This is a genomic window from Prevotella sp. P3-92 (assembly GCF_002251205.1).
Classification (GTDB): Bacteria; Bacteroidota; Bacteroidia; order Bacteroidales; family Bacteroidaceae; genus Prevotella.
The window spans coordinates 152,681-168,880 of record NZ_NPJE01000056.1; the positions used below are offsets into that span (position 1 = coordinate 152,681).

Annotated in this window: 17 protein-coding genes and 1 pseudogene; all 18 read right to left on the reverse strand. The window is 45.8% G+C overall.

Features of this window, described 5'->3' with window-relative positions; translation table 11 throughout:
- Positions 1 to 72: 72 nt before the first annotated feature.
- Positions 73 to 450 carry a MobC family plasmid mobilization relaxosome protein gene (locus CIK93_RS08295; RefSeq protein ID WP_094447075.1) on the reverse strand — a complete coding sequence of 126 codons (378 nt, stop codon included), beginning with the start codon at positions 448 to 450 and terminating at the stop codon, positions 73 to 75.
- Positions 451 to 677: 227 nt separating this feature from the next.
- Positions 678 to 986 (reverse strand): helix-turn-helix domain-containing protein, encoded by a 309-nt coding sequence (locus CIK93_RS08300; RefSeq protein ID WP_254046765.1) that lies wholly within the window; start codon positions 984 to 986, stop codon positions 678 to 680.
- 169 nt (positions 987 to 1,155) lie between these two features.
- Positions 1,156 to 2,481 carry a site-specific integrase gene (locus tag CIK93_RS08305; protein ID WP_094447068.1) on the reverse strand — a complete coding sequence of 442 codons (1,326 nt, stop codon included), beginning with the start codon at positions 2,479 to 2,481 and terminating at the stop codon, positions 1,156 to 1,158.
- Between the two features lie 40 nt (positions 2,482 to 2,521).
- Positions 2,522 to 3,841: a hypothetical protein gene (locus tag CIK93_RS08310; protein ID WP_094447069.1), complete on the reverse strand. Its 1,320-nt coding sequence runs from the start codon at positions 3,839 to 3,841 to the stop codon at positions 2,522 to 2,524.
- Positions 3,842 to 4,050: 209 nt separating this feature from the next.
- Positions 4,051 to 4,218 (reverse strand): annotated as a pseudogene (locus CIK93_RS08315) (conjugal transfer protein TraE); the annotation flags it as partial.
- A 58-nt stretch (positions 4,219 to 4,276) separates the two neighbouring features.
- On the reverse strand, positions 4,277 to 4,609 hold the full coding sequence (locus CIK93_RS08320) for a DUF4134 domain-containing protein (protein ID WP_005812854.1): 333 nt from the start codon (positions 4,607 to 4,609) through the stop codon (positions 4,277 to 4,279).
- On the reverse strand, positions 4,606 to 5,058 hold the full coding sequence (locus tag CIK93_RS08325) for a hypothetical protein (RefSeq protein WP_094399563.1): 453 nt from the start codon (positions 5,056 to 5,058) through the stop codon (positions 4,606 to 4,608). The genes CIK93_RS08320 and CIK93_RS08325 overlap by 4 nt, the downstream gene beginning before the upstream one ends.
- Positions 5,059 to 5,286: 228 nt before the next feature.
- A complete protein-coding gene (locus CIK93_RS08330; RefSeq protein ID WP_094399565.1) occupies positions 5,287 to 6,291 on the reverse strand; it encodes a hypothetical protein in 1,005 nt (334 codons plus the stop codon).
- A gap of 297 nt (positions 6,292 to 6,588) precedes the next feature.
- Positions 6,589 to 7,686 carry an ImmA/IrrE family metallo-endopeptidase gene (locus tag CIK93_RS08335; protein WP_158215501.1) on the reverse strand — a complete coding sequence of 366 codons (1,098 nt, stop codon included), beginning with the start codon at positions 7,684 to 7,686 and terminating at the stop codon, positions 6,589 to 6,591.
- A complete protein-coding gene (locus tag CIK93_RS08340) occupies positions 7,670 to 7,993 on the reverse strand; it encodes a hypothetical protein (RefSeq protein ID WP_094399569.1) in 324 nt (107 codons plus the stop codon). The genes CIK93_RS08335 and CIK93_RS08340 overlap by 17 nt, the downstream gene beginning before the upstream one ends.
- A gap of 120 nt (positions 7,994 to 8,113) precedes the next feature.
- Entirely contained in the window at positions 8,114 to 9,046 is a 933-nt protein-coding gene (locus CIK93_RS08345) for a toprim domain-containing protein (RefSeq protein WP_094399571.1), read from the reverse strand.
- Positions 9,047 to 9,245: 199 nt separating this feature from the next.
- The gene (locus CIK93_RS08350; RefSeq protein ID WP_170935018.1) at positions 9,246 to 10,352 is read right to left on the reverse strand and encodes an AAA family ATPase; all 1,107 of its coding nucleotides are present in this window, start codon (positions 10,350 to 10,352) and stop codon (positions 9,246 to 9,248) included.
- A gap of 2 nt (positions 10,353 to 10,354) precedes the next feature.
- Complete coding sequence (locus CIK93_RS08355; RefSeq protein ID WP_094399575.1) at positions 10,355 to 10,696, reverse strand: AlpA family transcriptional regulator; 342 nt, start codon at positions 10,694 to 10,696, stop codon at positions 10,355 to 10,357.
- Between the two features lie 46 nt (positions 10,697 to 10,742).
- A complete protein-coding gene (locus tag CIK93_RS08360) occupies positions 10,743 to 11,111 on the reverse strand; it encodes a helix-turn-helix domain-containing protein (RefSeq protein WP_094399577.1) in 369 nt (122 codons plus the stop codon).
- Between the two features lie 135 nt (positions 11,112 to 11,246).
- Entirely contained in the window at positions 11,247 to 11,870 is a 624-nt protein-coding gene (locus CIK93_RS08365) for a hypothetical protein (RefSeq protein ID WP_254046766.1), read from the reverse strand.
- 344 nt (positions 11,871 to 12,214) lie between these two features.
- Positions 12,215 to 13,462, reverse strand: a complete 1,248-nt coding sequence (locus CIK93_RS08370) for a site-specific integrase (RefSeq protein ID WP_094399580.1) — start codon at positions 13,460 to 13,462, stop codon at positions 12,215 to 12,217.
- Positions 13,459 to 14,025, reverse strand: coding sequence for a helix-turn-helix domain-containing protein (locus tag CIK93_RS08375; RefSeq protein ID WP_094399582.1), 567 nt, complete (start codon positions 14,023 to 14,025; stop codon positions 13,459 to 13,461). The genes CIK93_RS08370 and CIK93_RS08375 overlap by 4 nt, the downstream gene beginning before the upstream one ends.
- Before the next feature lie 214 nt (positions 14,026 to 14,239).
- Positions 14,240 to 16,180, reverse strand: coding sequence for a molecular chaperone DnaK (gene dnaK, locus CIK93_RS08380; RefSeq protein ID WP_094447070.1), 1,941 nt, complete (start codon positions 16,178 to 16,180; stop codon positions 14,240 to 14,242).
- Positions 16,181 to 16,200 lie beyond the last annotated feature (20 nt).

Sequence of the window (16,200 nt, forward strand, 5' to 3'; positions counted from 1 at the left end):
AGATAAATGCCCAAGTATGTGCAGATACTTGGCAAAGTAAGTGCACATAGTGGGACGAGTAAGTATATATCACTAAGAGTTACCCAGCCGGACGAGAACCTCGTCAATCCTCCCTGCCAGTTCCAAGACCCTTTTTTCAACAAAGGAGAAATGGTGGACATGAGCCTCATGGGCGAGCTGGTTGAGGTTGTTCGCCATGCCCGACAGGGAGCGGAGATTGGCGGCATCCTCCTTCGACATCGCTTCACGGACGTAGCCGTTTACTGCAAGTTCATAGACGAGTGAGGACAGCGAGCATTGCCTGTTCTTGCTCCTTCGCAACAGCTTCGTGTAGCTGCCTTGGTCGAAATATACCTTGACGGAATACTTCCGTTTCTCCCTCTCGTCAGACCTTGGGCGACCGCCCTTGTTCTTCTGCTTTCTGCTCTTGGGTGTTTGGGGCTTATCCATATCTTTGACTGTCGTGTGTGGCACGGTCGGCTTCTCAGCCGTGGTTTTTCGGGACGTAAAACCTATACTTGCTCCCCAAACACTCCAAACTTTCTTCTCAGACGTGGCAATCAAGATTGCTGCGCTGCTGGAAAGGGAAAAGAGGGAAGACAGAAGTGGGCGAACACCCGAGAGGCAAGGCTGCGAAGCCATACCGAGCCGTGGTTGATACAAATGGCTGCCTATCGCTATTTGTCGGCTGCTGCCGCATCGGTATGTGAGGAAAGTAACTTCTGGATGGCGGAAAGGGCGTATCGCTTCTTCCTGCCCATGCGTGAAGGCACGAGGTAGCCTTTCTTCTCCCATGACCAGAGTGTGGTTTCACAGACACCGCACATCTTGGCAACTTCATCCGTACTCAGCCAGGTCTCATCTTCGGGAGTCTGCTCCATCATGAGTGTCTTGGCTTCCATCGCTTTCTCAATAAGTCGGTCGGCAAAGAGAACAAGGTCGTCACTCGACACCTCGATCTTCATCTTGCCGCCTGCTTCTATCATGCTTAACAAGTCCATAAATCTAAAAAAGTTATCCTGAAACAATCTTGTTCTGTAAAGGCGACAGGGGGAACAGGTACAACTTGTGTACAGCCAAAATCCCCTGCAGCCGTAGTCTCTCATATAATATTCCTGTCAAAAGAACGTGTCATCAATAGTGGCAAATGTCCTGTCAGTCGAGCATCCCGATAAGTTCCCTTTTCATCTCGTCATCAATGGTGCGGTATCTGGCAAATGCCTGGCTTCCGTTGGTGTGCCCCGACATGGAGGAAATAAGACTTGGGTCTTTCACCTGCTTGTAGAGGTTGCCGATGAAGGTCTTGCGCGCTGTGTGGGAGGTTGCCACTTCATAGAGCGGCTTCTGTACATTCTGCCTCGTCACCGGGTCGAGCACGCTGACAATCCTGTTGATGCCCACTGTCCGCAACACCTCACGGATGCCCTTGTTGTAGTCGCTCACATTGTAATGGGGAAACAGTGACTTGGTGGGGACACCCCGGTATCGCTCATAGATGGTCATGGCAGTCTTGCTAAGTGGCACACGTATGGTTCTCGCATCGTGCTTCATCGTCTTGTGGGCGATATACTCCAGAACTCCGTCAATGACACTTCCGTTAGTCAGACGCATCAAGTCGCCGAAGCGGCAACCGATGAAACACTGGAAGACGAACATGTCACGGAACATTGCCAGATGAGGGCTGTCGGTAAAGTCGTGGCTCCATATCCTGTCACGCTCCTCGATGGTGAGGAAGAACGGAGTGCCGAAGATGGCTTTGGGTATCTCGAACACGTCAAAGGGGTTGTTCTTGGTGATGCCTTGGTGTATGCACCACCTTACAACTGTCCTCAGTCGTGTGAATATCGTATGCAGCGTATTGTCCGAACGCTTCGTTCCTGCTGTCCACTTGTCCATGCCCAGATAGAGCTGCGGGTATTGGTGATAGTATTCATTCTCATGGATGAGATAATACTGGAAGGCTTCCAAATCATCCACGGTGAAATTGTTCACATTCATAGTGTAGTCCTTCTTCTTGCGGACGTTGCGCTGAAACCTCTCGAAACGCTCAATCTTGCCCACCAGTCCCCTTACCGAAGTGGCTTGCCGCTTGTCGAAGTCCTTGTGCGAGATATATTCCTCCACCAACTTTGAAAGTCTCGTTTCCTGTACGGTCGTTTGCGTCAGTTTGTACGCATTCGGATGGTGGAAACAGAAGATGGTCTTTTTCAGCCAGTCGCTCGTTGCGCCCTTGAAGTATTCCTGCGACACCGTGCGGCAGAGGTCGTGGACGGCATCGTTCAATATCCTGCGCTCCTCGTCACGAACCATAGTCACGCGGCTTTTGTAGCCCTGCCTGTCCGCATCCCAATAGGCAGGATTGATGGAAAGTTCCGTTGCCGCCTTGATGTCTGTCTTGGTATCGTTGTCACGAACACGGATATAGATGGTTGCCTTCTTCTTGGCTGTGGCGGTCTGCCTTACAAATGCTGTTACGTTCATAGTATGTATATATCTAATGATTATATATAAGTTGGTGAAATCACTCTTCCAACATGCCAATCAACTCACGCTTCATGGTGTCGTCGATGGTGCGGTAACGCTGGAAGGCACGGCTCTGGGGCGAGTGTCCCGTGAGTGAGGAAACCAAAGCCTGGTCTTTCACCTTGGCATAGAGGTTGCCGATGAAAGTCTTGCGTGCCGTGTGGGAGGTTGCCACATCACAGAGCATCCTCTGTTCGGGTTGTCTGGTCAGAGGATTGAGCACAGTGACCATACGGTGTATGCCGGCGAAGTCAAGCACGAACTTGATGTACATGTTGTACTGAGCCTCGCAGATGGCAGGGAACAGACGTGGCGAGACATGGCTGTATCTTGCCAGTATCTCCTTGGCTGTGTCGCTTAGAGGCACACGCACAAGCTCGGTGTTGCCGTTGTTCAGGTTCTTGCCAGGGATATACTCCAGCCATCCGTCAATGATGTTGCTGCGAGTTAGATTGAACAGGTCGCCCATCCTGCACCCTACAAGGCACTGGAAGACAAACATATCCCTTACAAGAGAGGCATGGTAACTGCGTCCGTACTGACACTGATAGACTTGGCTGCGCTCCTCGATAGTCAGATAGTAGGCATCGCCATAGACATGACCGTGGGTCTGCACCTGCCGGAAAGACACATCGTCCGAATAGCCCTTCTTTACACACCAGTTGAGAAATGCCTTCAACCTAAGTCCTCCACTAAAAGAGGAGTTCTTGGAAGAGGGGCGCATGGTGGAGTGGTACAACCCGAACTTGGCGAAGAAGTCGGGATGCTTCACATAGAGGTCGTATTCCTCCGTCACATACTTCATATACTCCTCCAGCTGCTCCGCTCCAAAGGTAGAAACCTCATACCTGAAATAGGTATCACCTTCCATTTCCCTTTTCCACGCCTCCAACCGTTCAAGCCTTCTGAATACGGCACGGATTCCGCTTGCGTTCTTGGTCTTGTACTCAGTCAGATACTGCTCGGCTCTGTCAAAGAAGCCGTTTCCCCATGGAGTGGTGTCCTCTGTCTTGGCATTCTCCTTGCTCTTTCTGTCGGGATGGAGGAAGTCATCAATGATGGCTGTCAGAACAGGGCAGGTCACATTCTTGTCAACATTCGCCTCGACATACGCTATCATATCCTTCAACGTGTTGTTGAACTTCTCACGCACCTCCTTAGGCACTTTCTTCGTGTTCTTGTAACCAGGAATTTTGCTGTCCCAATAGATGGGGTCGATGTGCATGGAGGTTGAAACTTTGACATCTTTATCCCTGCCAAACATCACTCTGATATACACGAGTGAGTTGCTTTTTCTCAATACTGCAATTACCTTCATATTTCTTCAATTTTATCTGTTTTTATTCAGTCTGTGGGTACAAAGTTAGTAATGTTCCGACAATTGTTCCCATAGAAATCAAACTTATTGCAAACCTGTTTAAGAAGTTTAAGATTTAGATTATACTCGTAAATCCTTCATTTGTAGCGTATTTTCTTTAGTTTGATATTCATTTTGTCATACTTGGTTTGAGTATGATTTAGCCAAAATGCGTTTTCCTCTGTCACTGTGGTAAGCGCGGTCGTTCCTGCCGAGTAGTCGCCGGCTGCGTTCTGTGCCATTGCTGCGGTGGTGCCGACAAGCAGCATCAGGGCGAGCGTTTTCATGCGCTGTGAAGAGAAGAATCCCTTCACCTTCTTGTTAATCCTTTCAAACATTCTTTTTACCTTTTAATTTGTTACACTTTGAGTTATCTTATCTCGTATCACCTGTATCTCAAATCTGATAACCGAAGAAAGCGGGGAAGACGATGGTCGCTCCTATGAGGAACAGGCAGGCTCCCACCAGCATCATGATGTTCTTCTTCACTCCTTCTTCGCCCGTATTCATCTTTATATATATCTGCAAGGCGCTGACTATGACCACGATGCCCGCCACTGCATAGCACAGATAAACGATATAGAGCATCATCGTCACGGCATAGTCATGGGCACTCGCAAGTGCGTCCGCTCCCCAGCTGTAGTCCACGTTGCCACACTTAGCACTGGCCAGAGCTGGGGTTAAAGCGGCATATAATGATAGAAATGCACTTCTTGTTTTTGACATCATATCTCATTATTGAGTGATTCCACCTTGACCATGTCACGTCCGTTGTGTCGAAGTCCGCGGGCGATGATGGTGTTGTTCAATTCTTCCGAATACATGGGGTCGGAATAGGTGGTATTCACTTCCTCCATCTTCTTTTCGATTGCGCTTTGTATCTTTTCAAGCACATGAGGCTTGCTTTCTTCCGCAGTGGCGGCTGCCTCCTCTGTAGGCTCTGCCAACTGCTTCTCCTCGTAGGCTGTCTCATACTGGTTGTCGCCTACGCTGAAGCCGCCGTCGCTCTCGCAGACCGCTATCGACTCTTCCTCCTCGGTCATGTCACTGACATCAAACGACTCGCCCTGTGACTTCTCGTCCTTGGGCTTTCCATACAGATCCTGCACGATGATGACCGTATAGTAGATGACATAGATTACGGTCACTACAATGGCGAATATTACAAATGACTTCATATCTTCAAGTTTGATTTTACTATGATTTGGCTTATTGCCAGTGCAAAGGAACTACCTTTTCTTCAATATTAAACCGAAATGTCTTTCTGTAGAGCCAAATCTTAACTCTAATTTTGATTACAATTGCAATCATACTCAAAAATCAAACTCGAAGGGCACAAAAAAAGCCCTTCCGATAAAGAAGAGCTTGTAAAGAGGGTGGATGAGAAAATGTGGATGGCTATATGGTCAGATGCTTCCCATGCGAGAAGCCTTGATGCTCATTCCCATCCATTTTTGTTCACTGATTATTCGTTCTACTTCTTTTTCCACTCTCGGATCATCATCCTCTCTCAACGAAAGGACAAGGGAAAGGCGGTCAACCCATTGGCTTTTGTCGCCCATTTTGCTGACAACAGGGTATTTCCATACCTCTATGATATAGTTGCCGTCATAGATGTTGGGATTCTCCATGATATCAGCCGACTTGACGGCACGGTATTCCTTGCTCGTCATCATCATCATCTGTTCCCGGTCGGGATTGAGCATGGAATAATGTGCCAGGGCATTGATGCCGCATACGGGGTATTCCGCATCCAAGCGTATGTCATCGCAAAAGATGCGGTTCTCCACAGGTGACAGCAAGACGTTCTGAGCCTTGTCCCACAGTTCCTTGCCCTTCAGCTCGAAGTGTACTACCTTGCTGCGCTGTCCGTTCTGAATCTTTTGACACAGTCCTACATCTTCAAGACAGGTGACACCCAACGTGACGCTTTCGTAGGAGTATGGAAGCAAAGGCGCAATGTCTCTTGGCGACATTCCTTCGAGACTGCCGACCTGCAGGTGATAGAGCAGGAGGTATTGCGCCACAGGGGTCAATACCTCGGCAATCTTCCTGTTGCTTGTCTTCTCCAATGCTATGATGCCTGGCAAGTGGGCATATTCCTCGGACATGACAAAGAATACCCCCTTGTCCGCCAGTCTGTGTCGCTCATAGGTGGGGCCGGGCGCAAGGATGAACACCGCAGGCATTCCCAGGGCTTCGGTCAACCGCTTGCCCGTGATGGCGCAAGTCCGTGGAGAGGGATTGCCTTTCTTGGGCTCAACGAACAGCAGGGGCGTGCCTTGGTATGTGCCGTCATAGAAACGGTATGAGAGTTTCTCGCCAACCGTGATGCCTTTCAGGCTTTCCTTGGCACGAGGTTCCACCTCAAAGCGTCTGCCCAATATCCTTATTTCTTTTTTCAATTCCATTCTGCTACATTTTAACAATACATTAAAACGATGCAAAAATAAGGATAATAATTGAGAATCAGTCATGTTTTAGCGAAAAAGTGCATATTTGATATGTAATATCAATGCATTTGAGCCGTTTTTGCACCAAATGATGGTGTTTTCATCTGTTTCTTGCCATTCCACTGCTGTTTGTTTCTTCCTCATCAGATAGCCAATTCTCATAAACCAAACTCTAAGGGCACAAAAAAGCCCTTCCAATAAGGAAGAGCTTATGCTATTGGTTAGGCTGATGCCTATATTCCTATGTTCGTTATGCTAACCGATTCTTCTGCTTTCGTCAGAGCGGAACTTGTACATTCCTGTCTCGTATGAAATCCTGCCTAATACAATCCACTTGTTCAGGCCTTTCTCTATAGCCCATTGGGTATATTTGCGCTGTATCATCGCAGGATTTACCCTTACCCTCGGGGCGTTCTTCCATTCTTCGTTTGGAATGAGGGCATTGGCAGCAAAGGCATTGGCTTCTTTTTCCTCTGCACTCTCGTAGTCATAATCCGGGATGCTGAGCTTACAGTCGCTTCGGCTGCCATCAAGATAATGCAGATAGATATGTCCGACCTCGTGCATCAGTGCGAAAGCGAAATTGTCTATGCGGTCGTATCTCCTCGTCAATATGATATGCGGTGTACCGTCTTCTATGAAGGAATATCCATCAACGGAAGCCTTGTCCACCTTTTCTTCGATACAGAAGGCTATTCCCTCAGCAGCCAATAGCTCTTTTACAGTATGCACCGTGGAGCGATTGTCATGCAAGGCTCTTGCCAATGCACCTGTCACTTCATTTCTTCTTTCCGGACTGAATGGTTGCTCAACCTTTTGTTCTTTGGCTTTCAATTCAGCCAAGAGTTTCCATGTCATCAGCATACGAGGGTCTTGACCAGTCTTTGCCGACTTCCTGAACATGCCGGATGTCTCCAGTCTCAACTCGGCAGGCTGGGGCAGACAAAGGGTCTCGGCGATATACTGCATCTGTTGGACCGCTGTAGTCAGTTCTTTTCCGATGCGCTTGAACAAGGTCTTGACATCAAAGATTTCGTTATACAGACTGAGGGCATTTTGCGCTTCAAACTCTTCAACGCCTCTCTGCTCTATCACCTTTATGTCATATTCATATTGGGTTTGCATGTTTACCAACGATACGGCTGAGATGCCGAGAACGCCTTCTATCTTGTCTGCTATGGGCTTTGTAATAGGCCTCTTGCCTTTTATCAGCTCATTCAGATGTGACTTTTGCATACCAATCATGACTGCAAAGTCCTTTTGGGAGATTTCTCTGTCTTCCAATTCATACCTCAGAATGGTACCCGGATGGGTTGCCGTCCAAGGGGTCTTGCTTTCATTTCTTGTTGCCATAGTGGTCATCATTTAATTCTATTAACGTTATTTCCAATCCTGTCTCTGTTTCTCGGAACAGCAGCCGCTCAACTCTATTGTTGAATATCCTGACAGAGCTTAAGGATATATGTCTCAGTTGCTCGTAGTGAAGAAAACTGTAATCCCTCAATTTGGAGACATGCTCCACTGATTTCATCAGGTTGTATATATCAGTCAGCTTCTTCACAAATTTCTTGTCACGAGCGATTCTTTTATATTTTCCTGTATTCACTCCATACAATATGAGTTCACGCAGGTCATCGTCCAATATTTCAACTTTAATCATGCATTCTGCATCTATTTTTGGTGCAAAGTTAATAAATAATTCCCATTAAACGGGAACTTTCTTGATATTTCTCTTCAAATGCGCATATATTTTTGATAAATTAACGCATTAAAATGGTTTTCATGACTTATTTGAGTCATAATCCAACTTTTTTTCTTCATTGATTATTCGTTTCTTCCTCATCAAGTAGTCGTTGACATCCTTGTAGTCGGCATATCTGAAGGACTCGTCCGTCACCCGGTACTCGAACATATTGGTGATGCTCTCAGCTGTCTTGCGTCCTGCCTGGTCGTTGTCGAGGAAGCAGTGGATGTGGGTGTAACGGTCAAGGTATTGCAACGCTCGTTTGAGGTTGGCCACTGAGTTCAGTATCATATAGTCACATGGGTTTTCAATGATAAACCATCTATCTTGCTGTTTGACGAGGGTCATATACGCAAGGAAATCCATGAATCCCTCAAAGACCAGACACCCATTCTGCCACTCTTTGAAAATATGGGCAAGCAGGGTGATGTTTTTATGCCCGATGCAGCCCTTGAAATAAGGATTGCGCACCTCGTATCCTTCACTCAGGTTGCCAAAGGCGATACCATAATAATGTTTCTGTTCGACCTTGTAGTGAATTTCCCTGCAATACATCTTACCGATGGTGATATCAATCTTTCGGCTACTGAAATATGACAGCAATGAATGATTTTGCAGCGGAAGCAGCTGTACGTCATTCATCTTGGTTGTGGTGAATTCCTTTGCTGCGATGGCGGTCTCTATCGCCTTATCCACTGTGGCAATATCCTTGGACGCAAGGAATGCGAGGGCATCGGAAACGGAGTGTTTGTTATACATGCGCTTTACCAGCTCCACGAGGTCACCTCCTTCCTGTATGGCATAGTCGTACCACAGGTTCTCCTTCTTGCTAACCTTGAACGAGGCTGTCTTCTCGTTCCTGAAGGGTGACAGATACCAGTAGGCATTACCCTTCTTCTTTTTCAGCGTTACATTCTCCTTGTCCAGGAAGTCTATAATGCTCAGTTTCTTCGATTGTTCAATATTCATTGTATTTCATTTGTTCGGTTTCACTTTGTCCATGGAAACAGTTTACTTTACCCTTTCTTCTATATAGGCACACCCGTAAACTAAACCTTTTGCTAAACTACTTTTCCGCTTTGCAATTCAACCTCCGGTTTCGGTTTACTTTGGCCTTATTTCTTATATATAGGCACGGACGTAAACTAAACTGCTTTCTGAACTGTTTTTATTCCTCTTCATGGAAAAGGTCAATCTCCGCAGGAGTATATCCGAAATAGTAGTAATTATCCCGCTTCACGATGAGTTTTTTCTCGTTCATCAGGTATTTCAGCATTTTGATGATGACGCTTCTGCCACGCTTAAAGCCGATGTCTGCATAGGCTTGCGTTAATTCCTCCACCATGCGATCGAATCCTTTGATAGGTTTCTCCTTGAATGCAGCCGTCAGCGCCTCGTTATGCTGTTCAGATGTCAAGTCTTGGTAAGTAAACCTTGACGGTTGCTTGTCAACGTTTTCCTTCTCAGGCGTGTGCTCGACAATCTCTGGCAACCCTTCCTCATTGACGGTAAAGGCAAAGGGCTTGAACTCCTTCTCACGGATGTGCATAGCCTTCACCTCACTGATATCGGGATTAGTGGTGCTCTTGGTGATGACAAGCACCGTCTCTGCCTTGTTGTTCATCTCTGTACCGATATGCCCGCGCACGTTGTTGTCACCCTTGTTCTGATGCAATACGCAATGGATATGCAGGTCATACTTTGATGACCATTCCATCATCTTGTTGATGACCTCGACCGATTCTCCCGCATTGTTGATGTCAAGAAGCAAATCCCTTATTCCGTCGATGATGACCAGGCCATAGCTTTGGTCTTGGGCAAGGGCATAGTCTATGACCTCTATCCTGACGGAGGGCGTGTACTCCCTCAGACAGATAAAGTCAAGGTTCTCATTGTCGATGCTTGTAGGCAGGCCGGCGAGTTTTAGGATGCGCTCCAGCACGTTGTGACAGTGATAACGGCTCTGCTCGGTATCTACATACAGTATCTTGCGCTTTCCCTCTGGCAGACTGGCGCGATAGTTCAGTACCTTGCCGTTGGCGAGTGATGCAGCCACCAAGGCAGACACGTTGAAGGTCTTTTTCGCCTTTGCCTTGCCAGTGGATGCACTGAAGTTGCCCAATGTGGCTATGCTGGAATTATCCACCCATATAATCTGAGGAGGCGTTTTATAAGTATCTGTTGCCTTTATCAACGATTCGCTCAATATACGATTGAGACGCTGCACTCCTTCCTCTTTTGAGTTAGGCTGTGCATGTTTATTATTTTCTTCCATTTTCATTCTTTCGGATTATCCATTTCTATTTTCGTTACCATTCCAATGACCTCTTGTTTGTTTTGGAGCAGCCACTTGTCGATTTCTTCTCTATTAAAATACAGCATTTTTCCCCTTGGCTTATAGTGGGGGACTTCTTTTGCTGCTGTAAGTTTGTATAGCAGGCTTTCAGAAACACCAATATACTTACATGCTTCGTCAAACCCCAACACGGTTTTGGTCTGCTTGACCATCTTCTCCAATTCCTCAATTCGCTCTATTAGTTTGTCAACAGGTCCCAAAGCCTCCAAACTATCTTCTATGGCGACTATTCGCTCATAGAGTCTATAGTACTTTTCGTTCATAAGACACATACCTTAATTTATATAATAGTTTACGGATAGGAGATGGTTATAATAGCCGTCTATTCTTTCTTTGTACAGATGAAACGTATTCCTCTGCTTCTCTTTGAATCTCATTCTTCGATTTGCCTTTTACTCCTTGAAGCCATTCGTCTATCTCAGATTTGAGAAACATAATACGTTTGCCTCTCTTGTGAAACGGAATTTCCCGACTGCTTGTCCAGCAATATATGGTATGCTCTACTGGGTGTGTTGGGAGATAAGCACATAATTCAGCAACTGTAAACCATGTTTCTTCTTTCTCTGATTGAACAAGTTCATATATACCATCAATCTTGTCTTCTAATGATGACAGCTTTTTCAGTACCCCCGTTATAGCATTGGGAATATCCTCAAATCTTATACTTTTTTCTTCCATGCTGTTTGTTTTTTATGATTTTTTTGATGCAAAGTTATGTGGAGACTGTCACTAAATAGAAAAAGTAACGTGATAGTAAGGCAGTATCAACCAAACTATCACGTTTTTACTTTCATATAGCCGGATTATGACGGTTTATTCCGCTCTCAACATCTGTTCGACTGATCTGCAGATGGCATATTGACTTGCTGTCATAGTGCTGTTCCTTCTTACCCTTGAAAGAGAAGAGGAAAGACAGCTTGATGTAATGTACTTCTCTGTTCCATCCTTTTGAATCCTGTTCAAGAAGCGACCTCCTCCCATGACATATTGCCAATTATTGTTTATCATGTGATATTGAGCCATGGCATCAAACAGTATGGCGACATTGCGTACGTTTTTGACGCGGACAGATACACCTACGTTGCATTTAAGGAGACTACATAACACGCTACGCACGTCACTCTCGTCTGCAAGATCGAAGATATCGTGACTCTGCACAAGCTCTACCAGCAAATCCATCTGACTGTCTGACAATTGGCATCCTAACGTGAGGGTGGAAGACTTCTTGTCTGGAACAACCCACATACCAGCACCCGCATGGCGCAGATATAGTTCGATGATTTCTTGCTGGGTGAAATCATCCTTTTCCTTGATTATCGCCACACATTTCTTGTCCCTAAATAATGTGCCAATAATGCCAAGCATCATCTGTCGCGAGTTCTTACAACGAGCAAAATCACAGTCTACATAATTGTGACCACGCTCAAATAGTTCCATGAAGCACTCTGTCTTCAAATGATTCTTTTCGGCTTGAAGATACCAGCTTCTTGCGATTACAAACAACTCATACAGTTCCCTGTAGAAGTCATCAACACACTCCACATGTCTGTGGACACGCTTGCTCTCTTCAAAAAGAGAGAAGCCAATAAAGGCTGTCCATTTTCATTTTTACTACTTGTTTATTGCTATAAATGTTTGGTTTCCACAAAAGGTTAAAGTGCCAAAACAATAGCGTCATTGTATCGAATGACGAAAATGAAAGGCACTAAAAACCACCTGTACAATAAAGAACTTATTGATACAAGTGGTCTTCTATACTAAGTGTTTACAAATGATAATCACTATTCATCTATGTCCAACTTAAATGCTTCAGTAGCTTCGTCTTTCTTCTTATCTATTACTTTTGCGTAGATTTGCGTAGTCTTTACATTGGTATGTCCCAACATTTTGCTTACGGTATATATGTCCGTGCCATTAGCCAGTTGTAACGTTGCATAGGTGTGGCGGAAGCAATGAAAGGTGATGTGCTTGGTAATCCCTGATGCTTTTACCCATCGCTCCAAAGGCTTCGAAATCCATGAGGGATCTGGAAGCCCAGCAAACACCAACAGTTCTCCGTCTTTCTTGCGCTCTCCACAAAGCTTGTATGCCTGTGCCGATATAGGCATGTACTCAACGCCCTTGGTCTTCTGCTGAGTGAAATTAAGACGGTACCCACCATTGTATTCTTCCACCTCAGACCATTTAAGCTTTTGTATATCGCTATGTCGCATTCCCGTCAGTGCAGAGAACAAGGCTGCCCGTTTTAGTATATCATCACACGGAGTCTTTGCCAAAATATTAAGTTCTTCCAGTGACAGATACTCTCTCCGAGCACTCTGAAACATGATATTCTTAGCCTTGGCGGCAATATCACAATTCAGATAGCCATCCACAAAGGCTTGTTTGAGTGCTGCCTTGAAAATGGAGAAGTACGTCGATGCCGTATTCCTTGAAATAGTCCCTTTCTTAGAACCACCCTGTGGAGCCTTTATCAAGAAGGAGCGGAATGCCTCGATATACTTCATGTCAATCTGCGAGAACTGTATGTAGTCGCTCTTGGCAAACATCGACAACAGTGTGTGCAGTCTGCGCCAGTTGATAACTATCGATTCTGACGCTGTTTCCTCTCTTTCTTTGATTAGCTTCTCAATATACTCCAAGACATTGCATTTTGAGCGTTCGCTTTGTTCCGCCATTTCCAATTGCTGGTCAGTAAAGAGAGCCATGTTGTCGTACTCTTTTTGACGCAGGACTCGAACGCCATCCGCATAAAGGCAAGTTTCCATATCCTGCTTGGATTTACACTGAATAACACCGTTGTCATCTCGCTTGGGCTTATACTTTATTCTACCAGCAACAGCTCGCTCGCTACGTCTTTTATCCCATATCGGAGTAGTAATAGACCTCCTGAGATATTCACGCACTCGTTTGGGTTTGTCACTTCCCGTCTCATAAACAGGATAAGCTTCAAGATAGATGAACCACTCATCTCTCCACTCACTTTTCTTTAATTTGACGGAGACTTTTGTATAATCTAATCTTTTCATAATGGTTTTATATCTTTATAAAGTTTGTCTATTGATTCCTTATGAGCATACACGTAATTACCGATTTGCCGGGTCGGTATTGAGTATTTGCGTATATGTGCGTACACGGTGCTATCATCCAGATGAAATTTCTTGGATATCTCACCTATTGTATAACAATCCTCTGGTTCCATGCGGTACATGATGACAGGTTTCCTTGGGTTGGTGTCAAGCGGAGATTGGCGAAGTGGGTATAACTTCATCAATTCCGTTTTGCTGACCTTGATTTTGGCTCCTTTACGCTTAATAGATGAGATTCGGTTCAGTTTTATTAGCCGATAAATGGAATCTCGGCTTATACCAAACAAAGCATACGCTTCTGTTATTGTGATATAATCCCTATAATTGGGAATACTCTTGGCTATGCTGTCTAATTCCAACTGACGCTGTTCCTCATCATGCTTGCGTTTCCAAGCTACTTTGGAACATTTTGGCGAGCAATACCAAGACTCCAAAGTCCGTGCGAAGAATTCTTCTCCGCATATAGGACACTTCCGCACTATCTTATACTTTGATCCAGGCATACTAATATCTCTATGTTATTGTTACTAATTATCTTGAGCCCCATAGTTTCGCACATTATCTACTATAGTTTCGAGATACAAATGAGGTACAGATGTTTATAATAATAACGCAAAGATAGCAATATTATTGTGTACGGCCAAAAACAAGAAAAGCGTGTAACTCATTGAGCTACACGCTTTCCATTTGATATTGTATTCTTATTTCTCTATGTGCTTATTTCACCTCCTCGAAGTCAGCATCCTGGATGTTGTCATCCTTCTGGGTGTTCTGCTGTGACTGTTGCTGGTCATTGTAGAATGGACCCTGCTCCTGTCCTGCACCTGCTCCAGCGCCAGCTCCTGGCTGTGCACCGGCATTCTGATACATTTGCTGTGAAGCGGTCTGCCATGCTGCATTCAGTGCATTGATAGCATTGTCGATGGCGGCAACGTCGCCTGCCTTGTGGGCATCCTTCAATTGCTGCAGTGCCTGCTCGATAGCGGGTTTCTGGTCTGCGGGGAGTTTGTCACCCAATTCCTTCAACTGATTCTCTGTTTGGAAAATCATAGAGTCGGCCTGATTCATCTTGTCGATGCGCTCGCGCTCCTTCTTATCGTTTTCGGCATTCTGCTCAGCTTCAGCCTTCATGCGGTTGATTTCGTCTTCGCTCAAACCTGAAGAGGCTTCGATGCGGATGCTCTGCTCCTTGCCGGTGGCTTTATCCTTGGCTGATACCTTGAGGATACCGTTGGCATCGATGTCGAAGGTAACTTCAATCTGAGGAACACCACGACGGGCAGGAGTGATACCTGTCAGGTTGAACTGGCCAATGCTCTTGTTTTGGTTGGCCATAGGACGCTCACCTTGCAGAACGTGGATGGTAACCTCGGTCTGATTATCTGCTGCGGTAGAGAATACTTCGCTCTTCTTGCAGGGGATGGTAGTGTTGGCGTCAATCAGTTTGGTCATCACACCGCCCATGGTCTCAATACCGAGGGTCAGTGGAGTGACGTCAAGCAGAACGATATCGCCTACACCTTCTTCTTTGTTGAGGATGGCGCCCTGGATGGCAGCACCTACGGCAACTACTTCATCTGGGTTAACTCCCTTAGAAGGTTCTTTACCGAAATAGTTCTTGACGAGCTCCTGTACAGCAGGGATACGGCTTGAACCACCAACGAGGATTACTTCATCGATGTCTGAGTTAGAGAGCTTTGCGTCTGCCATTGCTTTCTGACAAGGTACGAGGCATGCCTGAATGAGGTTATGTGCCAACTGCTCGAACTGTGAGCGGGTCAGAGTTTTAACCAAGTGCTTAGGCATACCGTCAACAGCGGTGATGTATGGCAGGTTGATTTCGGTAGATGTAGAGCTTGACAGTTCAATCTTTGCCTTTTCTGCAGCTTCCTTCAGACGCTGCATGGCCATAGGATCTTTGCGCAAATCAACGCTTTCTTCGTTCTTGAAGCCGTCTGCCAGCCAATTGATGATGACCTGGTCGAAGTCGTCACCACCGAGGTGTGTATCACCATTAGTAGAGAGCACTTCGAATACGCCACCACCAAATTCGAGGATAGAGATATCGAATGTACCACCACCAAGGTCGAATACTGCAATCTTCATATCCTTGTTGGCCTTATCTACACCATATGCCAAAGCGGCAGCAGTAGGCTCATTGACGATACGACGCACATTGAGACCTGCAATCTGTCCGGCTTCTTTAGTGGCCTGACGCTGTGAGTCAGAGAAGTATGCTGGTACGGTGATAACTGCATCGGTTACCTCTTGTCCGAGGTAGTCTTCTGCGGTTTTCTTCATCTTCTGCAACACCATGGCAGAGATTTCCTGCGGAGTGTATTTGCGTCCTTCAATGTCAACGCGTGGATATCCGTTTTCGTTGACTACTGTGTAAGGCATGCTTTCAGCTTCTTTACGGCTCTGCTCGTATGTTTCACCCATGAAACGTTTGATAGAATAAACGGTGTTCTTGGGGTTTGTGATAGCTTGACGCTTGGCAGGATCACCTACTTTGCGGTCGCCGTCTTTTACGAAACCAATAACAGAAGGTGTTGTACGCTTACCTTCGCTGTTGGCAATTACAACTGGTTCGCTGCCTTCGAAAACGGCAACACAACTGTTAGTTGTTCCTAAGTCGATTCCAATAATTTTTCCCATAATGTATTTCTTTTTAATTT

Bases quoted from the DNA above. Each gene is read 5' to 3' on its own strand.
- CIK93_RS08335 (WP_158215501.1), bottom strand. From the start codon at position 7,686: ATGGCAACAAGAAATGAAAGCAAGACCCCTTGGACGGCAACCCATCCG.
- CIK93_RS08295 (WP_094447075.1), bottom strand. From the start codon at position 450: ATGGATAAGCCCCAAACACCCAAGAGCAGAAAGCAGAAGAACAAGGGC.
- CIK93_RS08305 (WP_094447068.1), bottom strand. From the start codon at position 2,481: ATGAACGTAACAGCATTTGTAAGGCAGACCGCCACAGCCAAGAAGAAG.
- CIK93_RS08370 (WP_094399580.1), bottom strand. From the start codon at position 13,462: ATGAAAAGATTAGATTATACAAAAGTCTCCGTCAAATTAAAGAAAAGT.
- CIK93_RS08360 (WP_094399577.1), bottom strand. From the start codon at position 11,111: ATGGAAGAAAAAAGTATAAGATTTGAGGATATTCCCAATGCTATAACG.
- CIK93_RS08330 (WP_094399565.1), bottom strand. From the start codon at position 6,291: ATGGAATTGAAAAAAGAAATAAGGATATTGGGCAGACGCTTTGAGGTG.
- CIK93_RS08320 (WP_005812854.1), bottom strand. From the start codon at position 4,609: ATGATGTCAAAAACAAGAAGTGCATTTCTATCATTATATGCCGCTTTA.
- CIK93_RS08365 (WP_254046766.1), bottom strand. From the start codon at position 11,870: ATGGAACTATTTGAGCGTGGTCACAATTATGTAGACTGTGATTTTGCT.
- dnaK (WP_094447070.1), bottom strand. From the start codon at position 16,180: ATGGGAAAAATTATTGGAATCGACTTAGGAACAACTAACAGTTGTGTT.
- CIK93_RS08310 (WP_094447069.1), bottom strand. From the start codon at position 3,841: ATGAAGGTAATTGCAGTATTGAGAAAAAGCAACTCACTCGTGTATATC.
- CIK93_RS08300 (WP_254046765.1), bottom strand. From the start codon at position 986: ATGATAGAAGCAGGCGGCAAGATGAAGATCGAGGTGTCGAGTGACGAC.
- CIK93_RS08375 (WP_094399582.1), bottom strand. From the start codon at position 14,025: ATGCCTGGATCAAAGTATAAGATAGTGCGGAAGTGTCCTATATGCGGA.
- CIK93_RS08350 (WP_170935018.1), bottom strand. From the start codon at position 10,352: ATGGAAGAAAATAATAAACATGCACAGCCTAACTCAAAAGAGGAAGGA.
- CIK93_RS08355 (WP_094399575.1), bottom strand. From the start codon at position 10,696: ATGAACGAAAAGTACTATAGACTCTATGAGCGAATAGTCGCCATAGAA.
- CIK93_RS08340 (WP_094399569.1), bottom strand. From the start codon at position 7,993: ATGATTAAAGTTGAAATATTGGACGATGACCTGCGTGAACTCATATTG.
- CIK93_RS08325 (WP_094399563.1), bottom strand. From the start codon at position 5,058: ATGAAGTCATTTGTAATATTCGCCATTGTAGTGACCGTAATCTATGTC.
- CIK93_RS08345 (WP_094399571.1), bottom strand. From the start codon at position 9,046: ATGAATATTGAACAATCGAAGAAACTGAGCATTATAGACTTCCTGGAC.